Raw genomic sequence first — 20,995 nt, 5'->3', positions numbered from 1 at the left:
AAAAACCGTCTTGCCAGCATTTGGAATGCGTGTACATTTTCGCGACAGGCGCTGGAGGGCGCCGTGTCTCTACAAAAGGGAGGACTTCCGTTGAAGAAGATGGTTCTTGGCGGCCTATGCGCCGTTCTGCTGAGCGCGGTTTCGACGCTGGCGCAGGCAGAAACAATCCGAATTGCAAATCATGGTCAGGCCGGCATCGACGCGATGAAGTCGACGGTCGAGCGGATCGAAAAGAAATATGGCGTCACCGTCGAGGTCATCGAATATCCGGCACCCGACAAGGATTATCTTACCAAGCTCCTGACCGAGCTCGGCGCCGGCAACGCGCCCGACCTGTTCTCCATCCCGACGACGGCTGCCGTTTCCGACATGGTGGAAGCCGGTTACCTCGCGCCTGTTACCAAGGAGTTCAAGGCCTGGGACGGCTACGCCAACCTCTATGACGTCGCCAAGGAGCTTGCTGTCAGCCCGGATGGCGAAACCTATGTGATGCCGTTCATGCTCGGCATTCAGGAAATCTATTACCGTAAGGACGTTCTCGAAAAAGCCGGCATCTCCACCGAACAGCCAAAGACCTGGCAGGAACTTCTCGACCGCGCGGCCGAGATCAAGCAGAAGACCGGCGCCTACGGCCTGCTCTTTCCGGCCGGCGTCTCCTGGGGAAGCGGCGCCTTCGACGAAGGCTTCCAGCACCTGCTCGTCGGTTCCAAGACGCCGCAGCTCGTCGATGCCGACGGCAAGCTCGACCTCAATGGCGAGGGCATCAAGGACGTCTTCAACGTCTACAAGGAACTGATCGACAAGGATCTGATGCCGACGCAGCCGCTGCTCGGGCCCGAGCCCTGGGTCGTGCCGAAATACCAGATGTTCCCGGAAGGCAAGCTCGCCGCGACCACCTGCGGCTCCTGGTGCTATATTTTCGACTGGGGTCGCGAAAGCAAGAACCCCATCCCTGACGTGACGAAGGTGGTCGGCACCTGGACGGTTCCCGGCCAGAGCAGCGGCCAGTACGTACTTGCCAACCTCGCTGCGCCATGGGCCGTCAATTCCAAGTCGGCCAATACGGAGCTGGCGATCAAGGCGCTGATGGAGATCGGCTCGATCGAGACGCAGGTTTCCTACGCCGCCCGCATCGGCAACATCCCGGCCAGCAAGGGTGCGGCTGACAATGCCGAGTTCCAGAAGCTGACGGAACTGGTTCCGATCCATGCGGCGGCCGGGAACGGCGTGTTCCTGAAGCAGGCCTCCGGTTTCGGCACGGTTTCGGAAGGTGTGGCGCGCGCCACCGAAGCGCTGCTGCGCAAGGAAACCGATGCCGCCGGCGCCCAGAAGATCCTTGTCGACTACGTCAAGGAAACGCTCGGCGACGACATGGTCAAGTAAGCACCGGCATCGTCTCTTCCGCCAGGACGGGGACGCGGCGCCAACGCCCGCGTCTTCCCGCTTTTATTCGACAAGCCGGTTCCATCGATAAGGTTGTGAGCTTCCATGGCCCGAAACTCTCATGAAAAGCGCGCCGAGCGGCAATGGCTGCTGATCCTGCTGCCCTCGCTGGTGCTGCTTCTGGCCTTCGTCATCTATCCGGCCCTCTATTCGATCTATCTGAGCTTCACCAACGAGGCGCTGACCGGGGCCGCGGCCCTTCGGCCCCGCTTCGTCGGCTTCAGGAATTACACGCGGCTCTTCAACGACGCGAAGTTCTGGAATTCGCTGTTCGTCACCTTCGTCTTCGTCATCGGTTCGGCGGTGATCGGCCAGTTCGTGCTCGGCCTGATCTCGGCAATTGCGCTGCGCCGCCCGATCCGCTTTCGGCGGGTGTTCTCGTCGATCATCCTGTTGCCGAACGCAGCCCCTGAAGTCGTCGCCGGTTTCATGTGGATCTCGATGCTGGCGGGCGGCGACAATGCCACACTCAGCCGCATCGTCAGCTTCTTCGGCATCACGCCGGCGGACTGGCTGCAGGTCTTCCCGCTGTCGATGATCATTGTCGTCAACACCTGGCGCGGCATCGCCACGGCGATGATCCTGTTGACGGCCGGCCTTAGCACCATTCCGGCGGAGATCTACGAGGCAGCGCGCATGGACGGCGCCACCCCGTCGCAGATGTTTCGCCGCATCACCCTGCCGCTGATGATGCCGACGATCCTGCTCTATATGCTGATCTCGGCCGTCTCCACCATCGCCGTCTTCGGCCTCGTCTATGCGTTGACGCGCGGCGGGCCGGGTGGGGCGACCGAGGTCGTCAGCATCTATATCTACAACCAGTCCTTTACGGCGTTCCAACTGGGTTATGGTGCCGCGGTCGCCGTCGTCGCGCTCGTCATCTCTCTGATATTGGGTATCGCCTATGTCCGGGCCATGAAGGTGGAGGTCTGACATGGCCGTCGTTTCCCCAAGCGAAACTGCAAACAAGGGTCGCTCCGACCTCATCGCCTATGCGACGCTGTCGCTGATCTCGATCTTCTGCGCGGTGCCTTTCTTCTGGGTGCTGCTCGCCTCGCTCGACGGCAATGCGCAGCTCTTCCTGCACTGGCCGGAGCAGTGGACCTTCGCCAACTATGTCAGAGTCTTCACCAAGGAGGACGGGGCGAAGTGGCTGTTCAACTCGCTCTTCGTGGTCGCTAGCGCGACGCTGCTGGTCATGGTGCTTTCCGGACTCGGCGGTTATGCACTGTCGCGCACCCGGGCCTGGTGGAAGCTGCCCTTCCTCTACGCGATCCTGCTCATCCGGGTGCTGCCGCCGACGGCGCTCGTCGTGCCGCTCTACAAATTCCTGCTGACGCTGAACAATGCGGAAGCGGCAGTGCTCAGGCCGATCTTCGGCAGCTATACGCGTGACATCATGCGCTGGACCGGTTTCATCGACGGTTATCTCGGGCTGATCCTGGTGCTTGCGACGATGCAATTGCCGCTGGCGCTCTGGATCATGAAGACCTTCTTCGATGGGCTGCCGCGGGACTACGAGGAGGCAGCGCTGATGGATGGGGCAACACTCTTCCAGCGCATCCGCCGGGTGCTGATCCCGCTGGCACTGCCCGGGCTTGCCGCCGCCGGGCTGTTCGCCTTCATGTCGGCCTGGGGCGATTTCCTGCTGCCGCTGATCCTCCTGTCGTCGCCAGAGCTGCAGACGCTGCCGCTCGGTCTCTTCCGCGCCTTCCTGCGCATCAACGAGATCGATTACGGCCTGCTGACCGCACTTGCATTCATCTATCTGCTGCCTGCCGTCGTCGCCTTCGGCTTTGCGCGGCGCTTCCTCGTCCAGACTTTTTCGGGCGGTGTGAAGGGCTGAGATCAAGAAAGAGAAACAGATGATCAATCTCAGAAACGTTCGCAAATTCTACGGCGCGCTCGAGGTCATCAAGGGCGTCGACATCACCGTGGAAGATGGCGAATTCGCGGTTTTCGTCGGTCCGTCCGGCTGCGGCAAGTCCACGCTGCTGCGGATGATCGCCGGGCTCGAAGGCATCGACGAGGGCGACCTCATCCTTAACGGCAAGCGCATCAACGACGTGCCGCCCGATAAGCGCGGCATCGCCATGGTGTTCCAGTCCTATGCGCTCTATCCGCACATGAGCGTTGCCGAAAATATCGGCTTTTCGCTCAGCCTGAAGAAGGTGCCGGAGGCGGAGATCCGCCGGCAGGTGGAAGCTGTGGCCGAAATCCTGCAGCTCACCGACTACCTCGACCGCCGCCCGGCCGCCCTTTCCGGCGGCCAGCGCCAGCGCGTGGCGATCGGCCGCGCCATCATCAAGAAACCGGCGCTGATCCTGTTCGACGAGCCGCTGTCGAACCTCGATTCGGCGCTACGCGTACAGATGCGCGCCGAGCTGCAGCGCCTGCACCGCGAGCTGAAAGCGACCGTCGTCTACGTCACCCACGACCAGGTGGAGGCGATGACGATGGCGGACCGCATCGTCGTGCTCAACAAGGGCGTGGTAGCGCAGGAGGGTGCGCCGATGTCGCTCTATCATCAGCCGGACAATGAATTCGTCGCGACCTTCATCGGCTCGCCGAAGATGAACATCATTCCCGTCACCGCAACGCGGCCATCGGCGGGCAAGCTGCATCTCGATAGCCCGATCGGGCTTTCGCTCGATCTGGCCGATGCGAACGGCGCGGTGCCGCAGGGCGAGGCCAAGCTCGGCATCAGGCCGGAGCATCTGAAGATCGCAGCCGAGGGCCAGGGCCATTTCACCGCCGAGGTCGTCATCGTCGAGCGGCTCGGCGTCGAGACCTACATGACCGTCGGTTCGCAGCAGCAGCCGATCGTGGTGCGCGCCGAAGGCGATATCGCCGTGCTGCCGGGCGACCGCGTGCCGCTGACGGCCGATCCCGCCGCCTGCCATCTGTTCGATTCCGCCGGCCGGGTGATCCGTCCGGCAATCACCTGACAATTTCGCCTGAAACATCAAAGCCTGGACATCGAGGCCCAAAAATCGAGGAATGCCATGACAATCAAGGTCACCATCTGGAACGAGGGACGCCACGAGCAGCTTCACAAGGAGGTTCAGGAGATCTATCCTGATCGTATCGACGGAGCGATCGCGTCAGGTATTGCCCATCCGGATTTCGAAATCCGCCGCGGCACGCTCGATGATCCTGATGAAGGCCTGCCGGACAGCGTGCTCGATGATACCGACGTACTGCTCTGGTGGGGGCATATGGCGCATGAGGAGGTCAGCGACGGGCTAATCGACCGCGTGCAGCAGCGTGTGCTGAAGGGCATGGGCCTGCTGGTTCTGCATTCCGGCCATCATTCCAAGCTCTTCCGCCGGCTGATGGGCACCAATGCCAACCTTTCCTGGCGCGAGACGCCGGAAGGCGATTTGGAGCGCGTCTGGGTGGTCAATCCCTCGCATCCGATCGCCGAGGGGCTGCCGCCCTATTTCGAGGTCAATGCCTCGGAAATGTACGGCGAGCCTTTCGACATTCCGCAGCCGGACGAGCTTGTCTTCATCTCCTGGTATTCCGGCGGCGAGGTGTTCCGCAGCGGCTGCACCTTCCAGCGTGGGCGCGGGCGCATCTTCTTCTTCAGCCCGGGCCACGAGACCTATCCGATCTATCACGACAAGACCGTGCATAAGGTGATCTCGAACGGCGTCCGCTGGGCGCAGCAGAAACACACCGATGGCCGCATCCTGGAAAACTGGCATCGGGCCGAGCCGCTGCACGGCCGCCCCGACAAACCGAAGGCCTGATCTATGGATATTGTGCGCCGGTCGTCTTGATATAAATCGAATAGACCGAACGCGTCGCGGTGATGAAGAGCCGGTTTTTCTTGGGGCCGCCGAAGGTGAGGTTGGACACCGTCTGCGGCACCCTGATCTTGCCGAGCAGCGTTCCGTCGGGCGAAAAGCAGTGCACGCCGTCGGAGGCACTCGTCCAGAGATTGCCGGCGACATCGAAACGGAAACCGTCGGGATGGCCGACATCGAGGCTGCAGAAATAGCGGCTGTTGGCAAGCGCTCTGCCGTCGATGACGTCGAAAACGCGGATATGGCGCGGCACGTCATGTTTTGCGGAGCCGGAATCGGCAATATAAAGCTTCGTCTCATCGGGCGAGAAGGCAAGGCCGTTCGGCTGGATGAAATCTTCGACGACGGCATCGATCGCTCCGCTTGCCGGATCGATCCGGTAGACGTTGCGCGTGGACTGCTCGGGCTCGGCCTTGTGGCCCTCGTAGTCCGACAGGATGCCGTAGGTCGGATCGGTGAACCAGACCCCGCCGTCGGAGTGCACGACGACATCGTTCGGCGAGTTCAGCCGCTTGCCCTGATAGCTGTCGGCGAGAACGGTGATGGTGCCGTCCGTCTCGGTGCGGGTGACGCGGCGGCCGCCATGTTCGCATGAGACCAGTCGGCCCTGCCGGTCGCGGGTGTTGCCGTTGACGTAGTTGGAGGGCGAGCGGAAGACGGAGACCGTCCCATCCGGTGTCCAGCGCATCATGCGTTCATTCGGGATATCGCTCCAGAGAAGGCAGTTCAGGTCGGAAAACCAGACCGGGCCTTCCGTCCAGCGGCAGCCGGAATAAAGCTCCTCGAGGCCGGCGCTGCCGATGACCATTGCACCGAAGCGCTCGTCGCGGATCTCATAAATCGGATTGTCGCCCATACCAGTTTCCTCCCTGAATGCTGCCGTTCTTTTCCTAGCGGCAAAAAGCTGGAGGTGCCAGAGCCCGGCGATGGAAATGCCGGGCTGAGGTTTTCTCAGAGGGCCGCGACCGGATGCGGCGAGCCGTCATAAGCGCCCCAGATCGACTGGTCGAAGCAGATGACTGAGCCGGTCATCAGGCCGGATTCGGCAGACGATAGGTAAGCGCAGGCGCGCGCCACCTCGTGCGGATCGACGAGACGGCCGAAGGGCTGACTTGCCGCCGCCTTCTCCAGCCAGTCGGCGGGTGCATGGTGATATTCGCGCTGGATCCGGTCCTCGCCTTCGGAGGCCATCCAACCGATGTTCAGACCATTGACGCGGATGCGGTTGCGCAGGAGCGCGTAGGCGGTGTTCTTCGTCAGTGTTTCCAGCGCGCCCTTGGAGGCGCAATAGGCGGCGATGAAGGGCTGGCCGGCTTTGGCCGACATCGAGCCGATATTGACGACTGTACCCTCGATCTTTTCACGGCGCATAACCTTCACCGCCTCCTGCGTCAGAAAAAACGGCGCACGCACATTGACGGCGAACATGGCGTCGAAGAGCTCCGGGCTGGTGTCGAGGATGGTGCCGCGATCGGTGATGGCGGCGGCATTGACCAGCGCATCGACACGGCCGAAGGTCTCGTCACAGGCGCGCACGACATGCTGTGCATCCTCGACCTTGCCGAGGTCGGCCTTGACGTAGACGATCCTGGCGCCAGTCGCGGCCGATATCTCCGCCGCCTTTGCCTTGCCCTTGGCTTCGTTGCGGCCGCAGATGACTATGCCTTCCGCGCCGCGTTCGGCGAAGAGGCGGGCGATGGTCGCGCCCAATCCTTGCGTGCCGCCGGTGACGATGGCGATCTTGCCGTCGAGGCGGCCGTGGTCTGTGCTCATGTGGTTCCTCCATTGTGATGATGTGCGAATAGCCTCCCGCGGGTGCGGGAGGCTTTTATGTCAGTGCGGATGTACGAGGCTCGAGCTCCAAATCAGCTCAGCTTCTTCTGCGCCTGCTCGGCAAGTGCTGCCGTAAAACCTTCATCGCTCCAGCCTTCCTTCAGCGCCTCATGCATCAACTGCGCCTGTGTCTTCGGCGCCAGTCCGCCGAGCGGCGGGTCGCGGTCGAGGTTGGTCGGGAAGGAGTAGCCCTCGGCGCAGGCGGCGACGGCGTTGGCGATTTCGTCAGGCGAGAGCCTGCCTTGAAAGGCCTTCAAGGCGGGAAACAGCCTGGCGCTCATCCTCTCGCGATTGACGGTTTCCATTGCCCGGCCGAAGGCGGAGGAGACCTGCAGGAGGTTGGCGACGCGCTTGATGTCGGCCGAGCGGTTGGTGCCGGCGGCATGGAGGAGGGCGGGATTGAAGAAGACGACGTCGCCTTTTTCGAGCGGCAGCTGGACATGGTTGGTCTCGAAATAATCCCGGAACTCCTGCCGCTTCAGTGCGAGATAACCGGGTAAATAAGTCTGGCTGTGCGGCAGGAAGAGCGTCGGGCCGCTTTCGAGCGGCATATCGCAATGGGCGACCGCACCCTGCAGCGTCAGCACCGGCGAGAGCCGATGCACATGTGCCGGGAATTGTTCGATCACCTTCGACGACTGAAAGCCGAGATGATAGTCGCGATGCGCCGACTGCGCTGCCCCGCCCGGATTGACGCGGTTGACCTGCGCCGTCATCTGGTAGCTCGGGCCGAGCCAGGCTTCGCTTGCCAGCGCGATAATGGCGTTGCCGTAATATTCGGCGAAATTTGCCGGATCGGCGAGGCAGTGTTTTTCCAGCGAGTTCCAGATCCGGTCGTTTGCGCCAGGCTTGGCGAAGTGATCGCCGCCGCCGGTCGAGGTGCGGTGCTGTTCCTCGATGATCGCATCGAAGATCGTGCTGGCCCGGTCGATGATGCCGGTGTCTTCGTAAGCGCGCTTGAACACGACGACACCAGGACCCTCGCCGAAGGCGTCGCAGACTTCCGCCAGCACGGCGCGTCGGCCTTCTGGCGTTGCGGCCGCCGCCATCACCTTGCGGCTGTCATAGATCAGGACGTTTTTTTCGACCGCAGACGCCGAGGGGTAATCGGCAAGCGCGGTCGTCTTTTCCGCAAGGGCGCGAAACTCATCGAGATCGCAGGCGTCTTCGCTCAGCCAGACGCGGTCGGCGCGCAGTTTCTGCTGGTTGTCGGTTTTCATGGCGGGCTCCTCCCTCTTTCCAATGGAGGCACTATACGCCGCGATGCCGGGTGATATAGATCAGAAATCCATCAAAAAACCATCAGGCCGGTCGCATGGCACACCTCTTTCTCGTCAAGGATATTGCCTTCCAGGCCGGGCTCAGCACCGCGACCGTCGACCGGGTGTTGAACGGCAGGCCGGGCGTGCGCCGGCAGACCGAGATGCGGGTGATGGCGGCGATCGCGGAACTGGAGAAGCAGCAGGCCGGCGCGATGGGCAGCGGCCGCATGCTGGCGATCGATATCGTCATGGAGACGCCGCAGCGTTTCAGCGATGCGGTGCGCGCCGCCTTCGAGGCGGAGATGGCGACCTTTCTGCCCGGCGTCTTCCGCTGCCGGTTCCATTTCGCCGAGGTGATGAAGCCGGCCGAACTGGTGCAGCTTCTCGATCGCATCCGGCTGCGCGGCACGCATGGCATCGTACTCAAGGCGCCTGACGTCGCCGAGGTGGCGGCCGCCGTTGCCCGGGCGGATGCGGCCGGCATTCCCGTCGTGACGCTGGTGACCGACCTGCCGAATTCGGCACGCATCGCCTATGCCGGCGCCGACAACCGGGCAGCGGGAGAGACCGCTGCCTATCTGATCGGCGAATTTCTCGGGAATGATGGTGGCAAGGTGCTGGTGACGCTGTCGAGCGGACGGTTCCGCGGCGAGGAGGAGCGCGAAATCGGCTTTCGCCGCATCATCCGCGCCCGCTATCCCGACATCGGAATTACCGAAATCAGCGAGGGGCACGGCACCGATGCCGCGACAGGAACGCTTGCCGCGGTAGCGCTTGCGGCCGATCCCGCCATCAACGCCGTCTATTCGATCGGCGGCGGCAACCGGGCGGTGCTGGCGGCCTTCGACGCGGCCAAACGTCCCGTCCGCGTTTTCGTCGCTCATGATCTCGATGCGGATAATCGCGCCCTGCTTGCGGCGCGTCGGATCGGCTTCGTGCTGCATCATGATCTCAGGACCGATGCACGTTCGGCCTTCCGGGCGATCATGAGTCGGGCGACTGCATTGCCGCGCGCAGTTACGCCCTCGCTTTCATCCGTCGAAATCGTCACGCCCTACAATATGCCCGCGGCCGGGTGAGCCAATTGGCTTTCCTTTAATGCCGAATTCGGGCTACGCTTTAGCACGAGTGAAGGTGAGAACATGGATTACAGCGACGTCAGCACGATTGCAGCCTGGATCACGGAGCAGGGACTGAAGGGCGTTTCGGAAGCCGAACTCATGACCGGTTTCTGCTCGGCTTGCCGGGATGCCGGCCTGCCGCTCGACCGTGGTCTGGCGCTGATGGATACGCTGCATCCGGTGCATGAGGGCCGTGCCTTCCGCTGGGACAGCATCGAGGAAATCCAGACCGAGTTCGAATATGGTCCGACGATCTCGGGGGAGGCGGCGTCGAACTGGCAGCGTTCGGCCTTCTATCATCTTTGGTCTCGCAACGAGCGGGAGATACGCCGGCGTCTCGGCTTCGGCGATCCGATCGATTTCTCCATGCTCGATACGATCGCTGAAGCCGGTCACACGGATTTCGTGGCGATGATGCATCGTTTCAGCGAGGCCGGAACGATCGGCGAGATGGATTGCTTCTTCTCGCATTTCGCGACGAAACATCCCGAGGGCTTTTCCGATCACGACCTCGCCATTCTGCGCAAGCTGGTGCCGGTGTTGGGGTTGGCGATCAAATGTATCGCGCTCGGGCGTATCGCCCGCACCATCGCCGAGGTCTATCTCGGCGAGGACGCGGCGCGCCAGGTGATGGAAGGCAAGATCAGCCGCGGCAAATCGGAGCGAATTTCCGCGGCACTCTGGTTCTCCGACCTGCTGAACTATACCAAGATCTCCGACAGCGTGCCGCCGGAGGAGATCATCCCGCTGCTCAACGACTATAGCGAGGCGGTGATCACGGCGATCCACGAGTCCGGCGGCAACGTGCTGAAGCTGATCGGCGACGGTGTGCTCGCCATCTTTAAGGGCGAGGTGCCAGCGGAGACGTGTCGCGCGGCGCTGAGCGCCGAATCGCTGCTGCGGGAAAAGCTCACCACACTGAATGCCGCGCGTGCGGCCGATGGCCGGGCGACGACCGACGTCTATATCGGCCTGCATATCGGCGATGTCTTCTACGGCAATATCGGGAGCCAGGACCGGTTGGATTTCACCGTTATCGGACCTGCCGTCAACGAGGTCAGCCGGATCGCCTCAATGTGTCGTTCCGTCGATCTCAACCTGTTGATCTCCTCCGATTTCGCCGCGGCGGTACCGGAGCAGCAGCGTACCGCACTCGCCTGCGTCGGACGTTATGCGTTGCGCGGCGTGCAGCGCGCGCAGGAACTGTATACCCTCGACAGCGCCCGGCTGAACAGCTGAGTTCCTGACTGCAAGGCTATCGCAGCAGGCCCTGACCGCCGTCGATCCAGATCGGCGTACCGGTGATGTGCCGCGCGCGCTCGGAGGCGAGGAAAAGGATTGTTTCGGCGACGTCCTCGCTCTTGCCTGCCTTGCCGCCGGCAATCGGGATATCGCCCTCAGGCCAGATGACGGGAACCTCCGTCTCCTCGCGATGGCGGCTGTCGGTATTGGCGCCGATATTGGTCTCGATTTCGCCGGGGCAGACGGCATTGACGCGGATGCCGTGTCGACCGAGTTCGAGGGCGAGCTGCAGGACCATGGCGACCTGGCCCGCCTTGGTTGCGGTGTAGGCGGTGGCGCCCGGCGTGGTGAAGGTACGAGTGCCATTGATCGAAGAGACGACGATGATTGAGCCGCCGTGGCGCTTCAGATGCGGAACCGTCAGATGCAGGGTCAGATAGGTGCCGCGCAGATTGACGGCGATGGTCTTGTCCCATTCTTCCGGTTTCAGATCGTCGATCGGCGCCCACACACCGTTGATCCCAGCATTGGCGACTACGATGTCGAGGCCGTCGAAGGTGTCGGTCAGTTGTTCCACGGCGCCTCGCATTTGAGCTTCGTCGCTGGTATCTGCCGTCAACGCGATCGACTGGCCGCCGGCGGCCTTGATCTCGGCGCAAGTTTTTTCGACTTCGTCGGCGGTGCGGCTCAATGCTGCGACCCTTGCACCCTCGGCAGCGAGCCGCAACGCGGCGGCTTTGCCGATGCCGGAACCGGCGCCTGTTACCAACGCGATCTTTCCCTTCAGCTCCATGGGCGGGCTCTCCTTGCCGTTTTGCCGGTAAGCCAATGCTTCGCATGGCTGTTGGTTCCTGAAGGAGAGCAGGTCGCTAGAGCGCGGTGCTAGAGCCTCCTGAGGAGGCTGTGGCTCAGCGCCCATCTCTCAGGTCCATGGACGGCGGCAAAGAGCAGACCGGCGAGGAAGGTAAAGTGATCGACGAAGAAGCCGAACTCGGCCTGATTCTGCTGCCAATGGGACGGACCGTGGAAGGCGAAAGCGAGGAAGATCACATAGATGGCTGCGAGCAGGCTGGCCTCGGAGAAGAAGGCCCCTGATATGAAAGCGAGCGCCAGCGCGATCTCAAAGAAGGCAGCGATCCAGGTAAGGAATGTCGCCATCGGAAAGCCGGCGGCAGTGATATAGCCCGCCGTCGCGCCGATATCGGCAAACTTGAAGCCGGCGGCCATGAAGAAGACGAAGCTGAAGATGATGCGGGCGACGATGATCGCGATTGCTCTGGCCATCCTGAAATCTCCTCTTTGAGCTTCCATTATGACGGACGAGACCCCCGACATCCTACACGGTGAATGAAAAAGGGCCGCTTGCGCGACCCTATCACTTTGAGTTGCGCATAATCCTTTCCGAAAATCGGTTCCGATTTACGGGGTTATGCGCTCTCACCACTCGGCGAAGCTGCCGTCGGCGTGCCGCCAGATCGGGTTGCGCCAGCGGTGACCTTCCTTCGCGCGCTCGATGACATAGGCTTCGTCGACCTCGATGCCGAGACCCGGACCCTGCGGGATCGAGACGAAACCATCGGCATAGTGGAACACCTCCTTGTTGGAGATATAGTCGAGGATGTCGTTGCCCTTGTTGTAGTGGATGCCGAGGCTCTGTTCCTGAATGAAGGCATTGTAGCTGACGGCATCGACCTGCAGGCAGGCGGCGAGCGCGATCGGGCCCAGCGGGCAATGCGGCGCCAGCGCCACGTCGTAGGCTTCGGCCATCGCCGCGATCTTGCGGCATTCGGTGATGCCGCCGGCATGGGAGAGATCCGGCTGGATGATGTCGACATAGCCGTCGGACAGAACCTGCTTGAAATCCCAGCGCGAAAAGAGCCGTTCACCCAGCGCGATCGGCGTCGACGTATGGTTGACGATATCGCGCAGCGCTTCCTTGTTTTCGGAAAGCACCGGCTCTTCGATGAACATCAGCTTGTAGGGGTCGAGCTCCTTGGCGAGAACCTTCGCCATCGGCTTGTGCACACGGCCGTGGAAATCGACGCCGATGCCGATATGCGGGCCGATCGCCTCGCGGATGGCGGCGATGGTCTCGACTGCTTTCTCCACCTTCTCGTTGGTGTCGACGATCTGCATTTCCTCGCAGCCATTGAGCTTGATCGCCTTGAAACCGCGGGCAACCACTTCCTTGGCATTGTTGGCGACATCCGAGGGCCGATCGCCGCCGATCCAGGAATAGACCTTGATGCGATCACGGAGCTGGCCGCCGAGCAGGGAATGGATCGGCTGGCCGAGCGCTTTACCCTTGATGTCCCACAGCGCCTGGTCGATGCCCGAGATCGCGCTCATGTGGACGGCGCCGCCGCGATAGAAGCCGCCGCGATACATCACGGTCCAGTGGTCCTCGATGAGGAAAGGGTCCTTGCCGATCAAGTAGTCTTCCAGCTCATGGACGGCGGCCTGAACGGTGAGCGCACGGCCTTCGACGACCGGCTCGCCCCAGCCGACGATGCCCTCGTCGGTCTCGACCTTCAAAAACAGCCAGCGCGGGGGGACGATATAGGTGGTGAGTTTGGTGATCTTCATCGCTGTTCTTTCAGTCTCTTCCCGGGTTTGCGATCGGCGGCGCGTCCGCAGATTTGCCGTGATCGGTCATTTCGTTCTGCCGATCGCCTTTTCGGCGGCGGCAAGATCGCGCACCGCAAGATCTAGCATGCGGTTGGCGCATTCGCGGGCGCCTGCTTTGTCGCGCATGCGCAGGGCCTCGACCAACTGGCCGTGAACAAGCACCGCATCCTCGCGATTCTCGACGCCGATATTGGAGGCATGCAGCGCATATTTCAGCGCCGCGTGAATGGCGCTCGACAGGCGGCGGAAGACCTGATTGTGGCTGGCGGTAAGCAGCACCGTGTGGAACATGACGTCAGCATCGGTGAAGCTTTCCGGGTCGCGGGCGCTGTCGCGCATCTGCCGCCAGGCATTGTCAAGATCGGCGATCTCCTGGGCGCTGGCGCGCTCGGCGGCATATTCGGCGGCTGCCGGCTCGATGGTGCGGCGGGCTTCGAGAATGCAGCCGAGCAGGTCGAAATCCTTGATATAGGGACCCATCCATTCAAGCACGTCGGCGTCCAGGATATTCCAGTCGTCCTTGTCGCAGACGGTGGTTCCGATGCGTGGTTTCCCGCGGACGAGGCCTTTGGATTCCAGCACTTTCAGCGATTCGCGAATGACGGTGCGGCTGACGCCGTAGAGTTCGCAGAGATCGTTCTCGCGCGGCAGCGGCGAGCCCGCGGGATAGCGGTCCGCACAGATATCCTGAGCGATCGCCGCCGTGACGTTGCGGCGTACGCGCGGGCGGCGCTCGATGCGGCGGCTTTCGGCCCCGCTCTGTCGCTCGATTGTTTCCAACTCACCTCTCCGCTCTGTCTCGCGTGCTAGGCAATCGAACCTGATTATCCGAATTCGATCCGCATTGCGACGCTTCCTCCCGGCATCTCGTCAATAATCCTATTATTCCAATCATCATACATTGGCAATTGACTGGTATGATGATTTATCATAATTCATTGGACGTTGCCTGGGAGGCAGCTGCTCGGTTTTTGAGAGTTTAGGGAGAGAGACATGCGCTTGTTCAAAGCAGCCATTCTGGCTGGCACTTTCGCCATTCTGGCAGCCGGCTCGGCATTTTCCGCGGACGTCAAGATAGGGTTTATCGTCAAGCAGCCTGAGGAGCCGTGGTTCCAGGACGAATGGAAATTCGCCGACCAGGCCGCCAAGGAAAAAGGCTTCACCGTCGTCAAGATCGGCGCCGAAGACGGCGAGAAGGTCCAGTCGGCGATCGATAATCTCGGCGCCCAGGGTGCGCAGGGCTTCATCATCTGCACGCCCGACGTCAAGCTTGGCCCCGGCATCGTCGCCAAGGCCGAAGCCAACCAGCTGAAGCTGATGACGGTCGACGACCGCCTCGTCAGCGCCGACGGCAAGCCGTTGGAAGACGTGCCGCATATGGGCATTTCAGCCACCAAGATCGGCGAGACCGTCGGCCAGGCGATCGTCGACGAAATCAAGAAGCGCGGTTGGGACATGAAAAATGTCGGCGCCGTGCGGGTCTCTTATGACCAGCTGCCGACGGCCGTCGACCGTGTCGAAGGCGCGATGTCGGTGCTGAAGTCCGCCGGCTTCCCGGCCGAAAACATCTATGATGCGCCGCAGGCGAAGACGGATACGGAAGCGGCGCTCAACGCGGCAACCACCGTTCTCAACAAGCATGCCGACGTGAGATACTGGGTCGCCTTCGGCCTCAACGACGAAGCCGTCCTCGGCGCCGTCCGTGCCTCCGAATCGGTCGGCATTCCGGCGGCGAACGTCATCGGTGTCGGCATCGGCGGTGCGGAATCGGCCATCAACGAGTTCAAGAAGCCGGCGGCGACGGGCTTCTTCGGCACCGTCATCATCTCGCCGAAGCGTCACGGCTACGAGACGGCGCTCAACATGTACGACTGGATCGCCAACGACAAGGAGCCGGCAAAGCTGACGCTGACCTCCGGTTCGCTGGCGCTGCGCGACGACTACGAAAAGGTCCGCAAGGATCTTGGCATCGAGTGATCGTCCTTCCAAGATGATATCGTCCGGCGGCCGCTGAGCGTGCCGCCGGGTCCTTCTCGGCGGAGCGATGATGGCTTTCCTCGAATTCAGCAATATCTCCAAGGGTTATCCCGGCGTGCAGGCGCTGGCGGATGTTTCCTTCACTGTCGAGAAGGGCGCCGTCCACGGCCTGATGGGCGAAAACGGTGCCGGTAAATCGACGCTGATCCGGGTACTGTCAGGCGATCAGGCGCCTGATGGCGGCAATATCCTCATCGACGGCGAGGAGCAGAGATACGGGTCCGTCCGCGACGCCTTCCATGCCGGCGTCATCGTCATCCATCAGGAACTGCAACTCGTTCCGGAGTTGACGGTCGCCGAAAATCTCTGGCTCGGACGCTTTCCGGCCAAGGGCGGCGTCATCCATTCGAAGGCGCTGATCGAGACGGTGCGGTCGAAGCTCGAGGAGATCGGCATCGATGTCGATCCGTCGGCCAAGGTCGCCTCGCTTTCGATCGGCGCACGGCAGATGGTCGAGATCGCCAAGGCTGTCATGCTCGATGCACGGGTGATTGCGCTCGACGAGCCGACTTCCTCGCTCTCCTCGCGTGAAAGCGAAATCCTGTTTTCGCTCATCGACAGGTTGAAGGCGAAGGGGACGGTCATCCTCTACGTCTCGCATCGTCTCGACGAGATCTTCCGGCTTTGCGACAGCCTGACGGTGCTGCGCGACGGCAAACTTGCCGCCCACCATCCTCAGATCGCCAAAACGACGCGTGAGCAGATCATCTCGGAAATGGTCGGACGCGAGATCAGCAATGTCTGGGGATGGCGCGAACGCGCGCTCGGCGACGTACGGCTGGAGGTCAAGGGCCTGTCGGGGTTAAGGCTGTCCAACCCGATCAGCTTCTCCGTCCGCCAGGGCGAAATCCTCGGTTTCTTCGGCTTGATCGGCGCCGGCCGCAGCGAGATGGCGCGGCTGCTTTACGGCGCCGATACCAGGCATCAGGGCCAGGTGACGATCGACGGCGTTGCCGTTTCGCCGAACAATCCGAAGGCGGCAATCAATGCCGGCATGGTGCTTTGCCCCGAGGACCGCAAGTTCGACGGCATCGTCCAGGGCCGGTCGATCGAAGAAAATATCGCGATCTCATCACGCCGGCATTTTTCGCCTTTCGGCATTCTGAGCCCGAGACAAGAAGCGGCGCTGGCCGATCGGTTCATCGCGAAGCTTCGGGTGCGAACGCCGTCGCGCAAGCAGGACATCATCAACCTCTCCGGCGGCAACCAGCAGAAGGTCATTCTCGGCCGCTGGCTGTCCGAGCAGGCGATCAAGGTGCTGGTCATCGACGAGCCGACGCGCGGCATCGATGTCGGGGCGAAATCGGAAATCTACGAAATCCTCTACGAGCTTGCGGCCGGCGGCATGGCGATCGTGGTGATCTCCAGCGAGCTGCCCGAAGTCATGGGCATTTCCGATCGCATCATGGTGATGTGCCAGGGCAGGGTGGCGGCCAATGTCACCCGCCAGGATTTCGACGAGCGCAGCATCCTGACGGCAGCGCTTCCCGACAAGAACGCCGCAGGCACCCTTTAGAACCAGGAATACGGACGATGAATTCGTTGAAAAAAATTCTTCTCGGCGAACAAGGGCTGGTGGTGATCTTCGCTGCCGCCTTCGTGATCGTCTCGCTCTTCGTTCCGAACTTCCTGACCGAGCGAAACATGCTGGGGCTGCTGCAGTCGGTCGTCACGATCGGCATCGTCGCGTGCACGATGATGTTCTGCCTGGCGTCGCGCGATTTCGACCTTTCGGTCGGATCAATCGTCGCCTTCTCCGGCATGATCGCGGTGATGGTGTCCAACGCGACGGGCTCCATTCCCGTCGGGCTGCTCGCCGCCCTGCTTTGCGGCGCCGTCGTCGGTTTCGTCAATGGTATCGTCATTGCGCGCTTTCGCATCAATGCGCTGATCACCACGCTTGCGACCATGCAGATCGTGCGCGGGCTGGCGCTGATCGCCTCCGATGGCCGCGCCGTCGGCATCAACGATCCTGCTTTCTACCAGCTCGCCCTGTCGCGCTTCTTGACCGTGCCGACGCCGATCTGGATCATGCTGATCCTTTTCATCCTCTTCGGTTTCGTGCTCAACCGCACCGTCTTCGGCAAGAACACGCTGGCGATCGGCGGCAATCCGGAGGCCTCGCGGCTTGCGGGCGTCAACGTCGTCAACACGCGCATCTGGATCTTTGCGCTGCAGGGTCTCGTCTGCGGCATTGCCGGCATCCTGCTTGCCTCACGCATCACCTCCGGCCAGCCGAATGCGGCGACAGGGCTTGAGCTTTCGGTGATTTCGGCCTGCGTTCTCGGCGGCGTTTCGCTGGCCGGCGGCCGGGCAGCGATGAGCGGCGTCATCGTCGGCGTGCTGATCATGGGCATTGCCGAAAACGTCATGAACCTCTTGAATATCCAGGCGTTCTATCAGTATGTCGTACGCGGGCTGATCCTGCTGATCGCAGTGCTGCTCGACAATTTGAGGTCTTCGGCTGCGGGGCGACGCGGATGAACCAAGAACGAGCCGGGGACGACATCGAACTGAGGCATGGCGATCTCGCCGTCCGGGTCAGCCGTCGGGGCGCCGCCGTCACCGCCGCGACCTATCGAGACATCCCCTTTCTCGTGGCGGCCGGCGGGCCGGATGGAACGATGGCGAATTTCGCGATGGTGCCGTTCGGCAACCGCGTGGAAGGCAATATCATGTCCTTTGCCGGACGCGACTATGCCTTCCAGCCGAATACTGCCGATCCGCTCTATCGGCACGGCGACGGCTGGCTCGGCCTTTGGCAGCTGGAAGACTCCAGCCCGGAGCATGCGCAATTCTGCTTTTCCCGGAGCGCCGACAGGGTTTCACCTTATGCCTATCTGACCCGGCAGGAGATCCGTCTCGCCGGCGATGCCCTGATGCTGACGCTTTCCGTTAAAAATAGCGGCGAAGCGGCTCTTCCCTTCGGGCTCGGTCAACATCCGTTCTTCGCGCGGACGCCAAAGACGAGGCTGACGATTGCGGCCGATCGTTACTGGAACGAGCGGCCCGACCATCTTCCCGATGTGCCCGGCCCTGTGCCCGATGATTTCGATTTCAGGTCCGGCAAGCTGTTGCCGCAGAAATGGATGAACAATGCCTTCGAGGGTTGGAATGGGCGGGCGGCAATCGCCTGGCCGGAACTTGGAATCCACGCGGCGCTGGAAGCCGACGGTGCGCTCGATCGCTTCATGCTGTATATGCCGGTTAACCGGAGCGATTTCTTCTGCCTCGAGCCGATGAGCCATCTGCCGAACGGCCACCACCTTCCCGATTTCGGTGGGCTCACGCCGCTTGCGCCTGCTGAGGCGCTCGCCGGCACGGTGACGATCCTGATGTCGGCGCTGACGGTTCAACCGAAGGGGTGATAAGATGGGCAGCCGTCTACAGGGCAAGAACATCCTGATCACAGGTGCTGCGCAGGGTATCGGCCTCGCGATCGCAAAGGCTTTCATGCGGGAGGACGCCGCCGTCTTTCTCGTCGATCGCGATGCGGCGCTGCTGGCTCAGGCGGCGAAAGAGCTCCAGAGTAGCGGCGGCCGGCTTGGTTATCTGCCGGCCGATATTACCGATGCCGGGACGATCACGACATTGGTCGCTCAGGCGAGTGAAGAGATCGGACAGCTGAACGCGCTCGTCAACAATGCCGGGGTGAATGTCTTTTCCGAACCGCTCGAGACGACGGACGAGGAGTGGAACCGCTGCTTCGACATCAATCTCAAGGGCGCATGGAACTGCTGTAAGGCGGTGCTGCCGGGGCTGATCGAACAGGGCGGTGGCGTCATCCTCAACATCGCCTCGACGCACGCCTTCACCATCATCCCGCACACATTTCCCTATCCGCTGGCAAAACACGCCCTGCTCGGGATGACGAAATCCTTGGGGCTCGAATATGCCGCCCGAAATATCCGTGTGAACGCGCTGGCGCCGGGCTATGTCTCGACGCAGAAGGTGATCGATTACTGGAACAGCTTTCCCGATCCGGAGGCGGCAAAGGCCGAGACGATGAAACTGCATCCCGGCGGGCGCATCGCGACGCCGGAGGAGATCGCCATGGCGGCCGTGTTCATGATCTCAGACGAGTGCCCGTTCATCAATGCCACCTGCCTGACGATTGATGGCGGCCTCAGCGTGCTGCAGCATCCCGCCTGAAAGGGCTTCGATAGCGCTGATTTTTACAAGCCTGTCGTCTTCTCGGGATAGAGCATTATATTGCCCATCGGGAAGGCTATCTGACCTCCCGCAGGCATGGAGCGGCCCCTGCCGCTTTCTGAAAACACAATTGAAAACAGGAGGACGGCATGCAGATCAATCGCACGGCTTCGGCTCATTGGACCGGTGGCCTCAAGGACGGCAAAGGGCTGATTTCGACGCAGAGCGGCGCCCTGAAGGATTATCCCTACGGCTTTGCGAGCCGCTTCGAAGGCATTGCCGGCACCAACCCGGAAGAACTGATAGGTGCTGCCCATGCCGGCTGCTTCACCATGGCGCTGTCGTTGATCCTCGGCGAAGCCGGCTTTACCGCCGAGCATATGGAAACCTCCGCCAAGGTGACGCTCGAAAGCGTCGAGGGCGGTTTTGCCATAACCGCCATTCATCTCTCGCTCTCCGGCCGTATTCCCGGTGCCGATGAGGCGACCTTCACCGAACTCGCCAACAAGGCAAAGGCCGGCTGCCCGGTTTCCAAGGCGCTCGCCTCCGTTCCGATCACACTCGACGTCAAGGTCGTCTGACCCGTCACTCCATTGACGAAGTGCCGCGCGCTTCTCGCCGCGGCACTTTCCATTTGCTGCCCCCATTGTCGGCGTCCGCCTATTCCGACGTCATCGGCTGTCGGACAGGCCTTCTCACCATTCATCGAGTTATCGCTTCCGCCGGACCGCGCTCGTCCGGCGAGACCTTGTGCTGCGCCCCAGTATGTTGACAAGTAACGTCTGATATTTTATGACTGACGAAATTCGAAAATCGTCAGTCATAATTCGGGTCTCGAAAATCATGAACGACATTGCGGAAAATACGCTCGACATCACGCGGCAGGAGAATGTCACGCGCATTCTGGATGCAGCCGAGCGACTGTTTCGGCACTATGGCTACAGCAAGACGACGGTGGCCGACATTGCCCGCGATCTCGGCATGTCGCCGGCCAATATTTATCGTTTCTTCGCCTCCAAGGTCGAAATTCACCAGGCGCTCTGCGGGCGCATGCTCGCCACCGCCTATCAAATCGCTTACGACATCCGCCATCAGCCGATCAGCGCCAGCGAGCGGCTGCGCCGCTATGTCGAGACCCAGCACCAGTTGACGCTGGATCTGATGCTCGACGAGATGAAGGTGCACGAGATGATCATCGTCGCGATCGAACGCGACTGGCATGTCATCGAGAAACATATCGACCGCGTCCATGATCTCATTGCCGAAATCATCGCCGAAGGCATTGCAGCCGGGGAATTCGCCGAGCAGGACCCGGTCGTTGCCTCGCGCTGCTTCGGCGCTGCGACGAACACGCTCTGCCATCCGCAGATGGTGGCGCAATGTCTTGCGAAAACGAACCGCGCGAGCGTCGACGAGCTGATCAGTTATGTGATCAGGGCGCTGAAGAAATAATGGACGGCAGCCG

General features: G+C 61.8%; 21 protein-coding genes. 14 read left to right on the top strand and 7 right to left on the bottom strand.

Translation table 11 applies throughout. The annotated features are described in order from the left end of the window. Nucleotides 1-90 precede the first annotated feature (90 nt). The 5 genes from G9X67_RS34015 (at nucleotide 91) to G9X67_RS33995 (ending at nucleotide 5,198) form a co-directional block, all read left to right on the top strand. Nucleotides 91-1,383 carry an extracellular solute-binding protein gene (locus G9X67_RS34015; protein ID WP_171600713.1) on the top strand — a complete coding sequence of 431 codons (1,293 nt, stop codon included), beginning with the start codon at nucleotides 91-93 and terminating at the stop codon, nucleotides 1,381-1,383. A 105-nt stretch (nucleotides 1,384-1,488) separates the two neighbouring features. Then, nucleotides 1,489-2,376, top strand: a complete 888-nt coding sequence (locus G9X67_RS34010; protein ID WP_012759095.1) for a sugar ABC transporter permease — start codon at nucleotides 1,489-1,491, stop codon at nucleotides 2,374-2,376. A 1-nt stretch (nucleotide 2,377) separates the two neighbouring features. Beyond that, the gene (locus tag G9X67_RS34005) at nucleotides 2,378-3,289 is read left to right on the top strand and encodes a carbohydrate ABC transporter permease (RefSeq protein ID WP_171600712.1); all 912 of its coding nucleotides are present in this window, start codon (nucleotides 2,378-2,380) and stop codon (nucleotides 3,287-3,289) included. Nucleotides 3,290-3,308: 19 nt separating this feature from the next. After that, nucleotides 3,309-4,391 (top strand): sn-glycerol-3-phosphate ABC transporter ATP-binding protein UgpC, encoded by a 1,083-nt coding sequence (gene ugpC, locus G9X67_RS34000; RefSeq protein WP_171600711.1) that lies wholly within the window; start codon nucleotides 3,309-3,311, stop codon nucleotides 4,389-4,391. 57 nt (nucleotides 4,392-4,448) lie between these two features. Further along, nucleotides 4,449-5,198 (top strand): ThuA domain-containing protein, encoded by a 750-nt coding sequence (locus G9X67_RS33995; protein ID WP_171600710.1) that lies wholly within the window; start codon nucleotides 4,449-4,451, stop codon nucleotides 5,196-5,198. A 1-nt stretch (nucleotide 5,199) separates the two neighbouring features. Here the strand turns inward: G9X67_RS33995 and G9X67_RS33990 are convergent, their stop codons facing one another. The 3 genes from G9X67_RS33990 to G9X67_RS33980 all read right to left on the bottom strand — a co-directional run bounded on the left by G9X67_RS33990 (nucleotide 5,200) and on the right by G9X67_RS33980 (nucleotide 8,308). Next, nucleotides 5,200-6,111: an SMP-30/gluconolactonase/LRE family protein gene (locus G9X67_RS33990; protein WP_171600709.1), complete on the bottom strand. Its 912-nt coding sequence runs from the start codon at nucleotides 6,109-6,111 to the stop codon at nucleotides 5,200-5,202. Nucleotides 6,112-6,206: 95 nt separating this feature from the next. Further along, nucleotides 6,207-7,028: an SDR family oxidoreductase gene (locus G9X67_RS33985; RefSeq protein ID WP_171600708.1), complete on the bottom strand. Its 822-nt coding sequence runs from the start codon at nucleotides 7,026-7,028 to the stop codon at nucleotides 6,207-6,209. A 92-nt stretch (nucleotides 7,029-7,120) separates the two neighbouring features. After that, a complete protein-coding gene (locus tag G9X67_RS33980) occupies nucleotides 7,121-8,308 on the bottom strand; it encodes a phytanoyl-CoA dioxygenase family protein (RefSeq protein ID WP_171600707.1) in 1,188 nt (395 codons plus the stop codon). Between the two features lie 95 nt (nucleotides 8,309-8,403). On the opposite strand from G9X67_RS33980, the gene G9X67_RS33975 reads away from it, so the two are divergent. Together G9X67_RS33975 and G9X67_RS33970 are read left to right on the top strand one after the other, a co-directional pair. Further along, entirely contained in the window at nucleotides 8,404-9,429 is a 1,026-nt protein-coding gene (locus G9X67_RS33975; RefSeq protein WP_171600706.1) for a LacI family DNA-binding transcriptional regulator, read from the top strand. 63 nt (nucleotides 9,430-9,492) lie between these two features. Then, on the top strand, nucleotides 9,493-10,710 hold the full coding sequence (locus tag G9X67_RS33970; protein WP_138333164.1) for an adenylate/guanylate cyclase domain-containing protein: 1,218 nt from the start codon (nucleotides 9,493-9,495) through the stop codon (nucleotides 10,708-10,710). Between the two features lie 16 nt (nucleotides 10,711-10,726). Here G9X67_RS33970 and G9X67_RS33965 read toward each other — a convergent pair whose 3' ends face one another. The 4 genes from G9X67_RS33965 to G9X67_RS33950 form a co-directional block, all read right to left on the bottom strand. Further along, on the bottom strand, nucleotides 10,727-11,506 hold the full coding sequence (locus G9X67_RS33965) for an SDR family NAD(P)-dependent oxidoreductase (protein WP_171600705.1): 780 nt from the start codon (nucleotides 11,504-11,506) through the stop codon (nucleotides 10,727-10,729). Between the two features lie 89 nt (nucleotides 11,507-11,595). After that, entirely contained in the window at nucleotides 11,596-11,997 is a 402-nt protein-coding gene (locus G9X67_RS33960) for a DoxX family protein (protein ID WP_171600704.1), read from the bottom strand. 153 nt (nucleotides 11,998-12,150) lie between these two features. Next, complete coding sequence (dgoD, locus tag G9X67_RS33955; RefSeq protein WP_064249342.1) at nucleotides 12,151-13,299, bottom strand: galactonate dehydratase; 1,149 nt, start codon at nucleotides 13,297-13,299, stop codon at nucleotides 12,151-12,153. 66 nt (nucleotides 13,300-13,365) lie between these two features. After that, complete coding sequence (locus G9X67_RS33950; RefSeq protein ID WP_003543153.1) at nucleotides 13,366-14,121, bottom strand: FadR/GntR family transcriptional regulator; 756 nt, start codon at nucleotides 14,119-14,121, stop codon at nucleotides 13,366-13,368. 213 nt (nucleotides 14,122-14,334) lie between these two features. On the opposite strand from G9X67_RS33950, the gene G9X67_RS33945 reads away from it, so the two are divergent. The 7 genes from G9X67_RS33945 (at nucleotide 14,335) to G9X67_RS33915 (ending at nucleotide 20,982) form a co-directional block, all read left to right on the top strand. After that, complete coding sequence (locus G9X67_RS33945; RefSeq protein WP_171600703.1) at nucleotides 14,335-15,318, top strand: arabinose ABC transporter substrate-binding protein; 984 nt, start codon at nucleotides 14,335-14,337, stop codon at nucleotides 15,316-15,318. A 70-nt stretch (nucleotides 15,319-15,388) separates the two neighbouring features. Next, the gene (gene araG / locus G9X67_RS33940; protein WP_171600702.1) at nucleotides 15,389-16,894 is read left to right on the top strand and encodes an L-arabinose ABC transporter ATP-binding protein AraG; all 1,506 of its coding nucleotides are present in this window, start codon (nucleotides 15,389-15,391) and stop codon (nucleotides 16,892-16,894) included. Between the two features lie 17 nt (nucleotides 16,895-16,911). After that, nucleotides 16,912-17,862, top strand: coding sequence for an L-arabinose ABC transporter permease AraH (gene araH, locus G9X67_RS33935; RefSeq protein ID WP_171600701.1), 951 nt, complete (start codon nucleotides 16,912-16,914; stop codon nucleotides 17,860-17,862). Next, a complete protein-coding gene (locus G9X67_RS33930) occupies nucleotides 17,859-18,746 on the top strand; it encodes an aldose 1-epimerase (protein ID WP_171600700.1) in 888 nt (295 codons plus the stop codon). The genes araH and G9X67_RS33930 overlap by 4 nt, the downstream gene beginning before the upstream one ends. A gap of 4 nt (nucleotides 18,747-18,750) precedes the next feature. Beyond that, nucleotides 18,751-19,530: an SDR family oxidoreductase gene (locus G9X67_RS33925; RefSeq protein WP_171600699.1), complete on the top strand. Its 780-nt coding sequence runs from the start codon at nucleotides 18,751-18,753 to the stop codon at nucleotides 19,528-19,530. A gap of 149 nt (nucleotides 19,531-19,679) precedes the next feature. Next, entirely contained in the window at nucleotides 19,680-20,111 is a 432-nt protein-coding gene (locus tag G9X67_RS33920; protein ID WP_138333178.1) for an OsmC family protein, read from the top strand. A 262-nt stretch (nucleotides 20,112-20,373) separates the two neighbouring features. Further along, nucleotides 20,374-20,982 carry a TetR family transcriptional regulator gene (locus G9X67_RS33915; RefSeq protein WP_138333180.1) on the top strand — a complete coding sequence of 203 codons (609 nt, stop codon included), beginning with the start codon at nucleotides 20,374-20,376 and terminating at the stop codon, nucleotides 20,980-20,982. Nucleotides 20,983-20,995 lie beyond the last annotated feature (13 nt).

Source organism: Rhizobium sp. WYCCWR 11152 (assembly GCF_013087615.1).
In the GTDB taxonomy this organism is placed as follows: Bacteria; Pseudomonadota; Alphaproteobacteria; order Rhizobiales; family Rhizobiaceae; genus Rhizobium; species Rhizobium indicum.
The sequence above is the reverse complement of the archived record's forward strand: the minus strand, read 5'-3'. Positions and strand labels throughout refer to the sequence as shown.

What these genes read in the sequence shown, in the direction of transcription:
- G9X67_RS34010 (WP_012759095.1), top strand. Translation starts at nt 1,489, where the DNA reads ATGGCCCGAAACTCTCATGAAAAGCGCGCCGAGCGGCAATGGCTGCTG.
- G9X67_RS34005 (WP_171600712.1), top strand. Translation starts at nt 2,378, where the DNA reads ATGGCCGTCGTTTCCCCAAGCGAAACTGCAAACAAGGGTCGCTCCGAC.
- ugpC (WP_171600711.1), top strand. Translation starts at nt 3,309, where the DNA reads ATGATCAATCTCAGAAACGTTCGCAAATTCTACGGCGCGCTCGAGGTC.
- G9X67_RS33995 (WP_171600710.1), top strand. Translation starts at nt 4,449, where the DNA reads ATGACAATCAAGGTCACCATCTGGAACGAGGGACGCCACGAGCAGCTT.
- G9X67_RS33990 (WP_171600709.1), bottom strand. Translation starts at nt 6,111, where the DNA reads ATGGGCGACAATCCGATTTATGAGATCCGCGACGAGCGCTTCGGTGCA.
- G9X67_RS33985 (WP_171600708.1), bottom strand. Translation starts at nt 7,028, where the DNA reads ATGAGCACAGACCACGGCCGCCTCGACGGCAAGATCGCCATCGTCACC.
- G9X67_RS33980 (WP_171600707.1), bottom strand. Translation starts at nt 8,308, where the DNA reads ATGAAAACCGACAACCAGCAGAAACTGCGCGCCGACCGCGTCTGGCTG.
- G9X67_RS33975 (WP_171600706.1), top strand. Translation starts at nt 8,404, where the DNA reads ATGGCACACCTCTTTCTCGTCAAGGATATTGCCTTCCAGGCCGGGCTC.
- G9X67_RS33970 (WP_138333164.1), top strand. Translation starts at nt 9,493, where the DNA reads ATGGATTACAGCGACGTCAGCACGATTGCAGCCTGGATCACGGAGCAG.
- G9X67_RS33965 (WP_171600705.1), bottom strand. Translation starts at nt 11,506, where the DNA reads ATGGAGCTGAAGGGAAAGATCGCGTTGGTAACAGGCGCCGGTTCCGGC.
- G9X67_RS33960 (WP_171600704.1), bottom strand. Translation starts at nt 11,997, where the DNA reads ATGGCCAGAGCAATCGCGATCATCGTCGCCCGCATCATCTTCAGCTTC.
- dgoD (WP_064249342.1), bottom strand. Translation starts at nt 13,299, where the DNA reads ATGAAGATCACCAAACTCACCACCTATATCGTCCCCCCGCGCTGGCTG.
- G9X67_RS33945 (WP_171600703.1), top strand. Translation starts at nt 14,335, where the DNA reads ATGCGCTTGTTCAAAGCAGCCATTCTGGCTGGCACTTTCGCCATTCTG.
- araG (WP_171600702.1), top strand. Translation starts at nt 15,389, where the DNA reads ATGGCTTTCCTCGAATTCAGCAATATCTCCAAGGGTTATCCCGGCGTG.
- araH (WP_171600701.1), top strand. Translation starts at nt 16,912, where the DNA reads ATGAATTCGTTGAAAAAAATTCTTCTCGGCGAACAAGGGCTGGTGGTG.
- G9X67_RS33930 (WP_171600700.1), top strand. Translation starts at nt 17,859, where the DNA reads ATGAACCAAGAACGAGCCGGGGACGACATCGAACTGAGGCATGGCGAT.
- G9X67_RS33925 (WP_171600699.1), top strand. Translation starts at nt 18,751, where the DNA reads ATGGGCAGCCGTCTACAGGGCAAGAACATCCTGATCACAGGTGCTGCG.
- G9X67_RS33920 (WP_138333178.1), top strand. Translation starts at nt 19,680, where the DNA reads ATGCAGATCAATCGCACGGCTTCGGCTCATTGGACCGGTGGCCTCAAG.
- G9X67_RS33915 (WP_138333180.1), top strand. Translation starts at nt 20,374, where the DNA reads ATGAACGACATTGCGGAAAATACGCTCGACATCACGCGGCAGGAGAAT.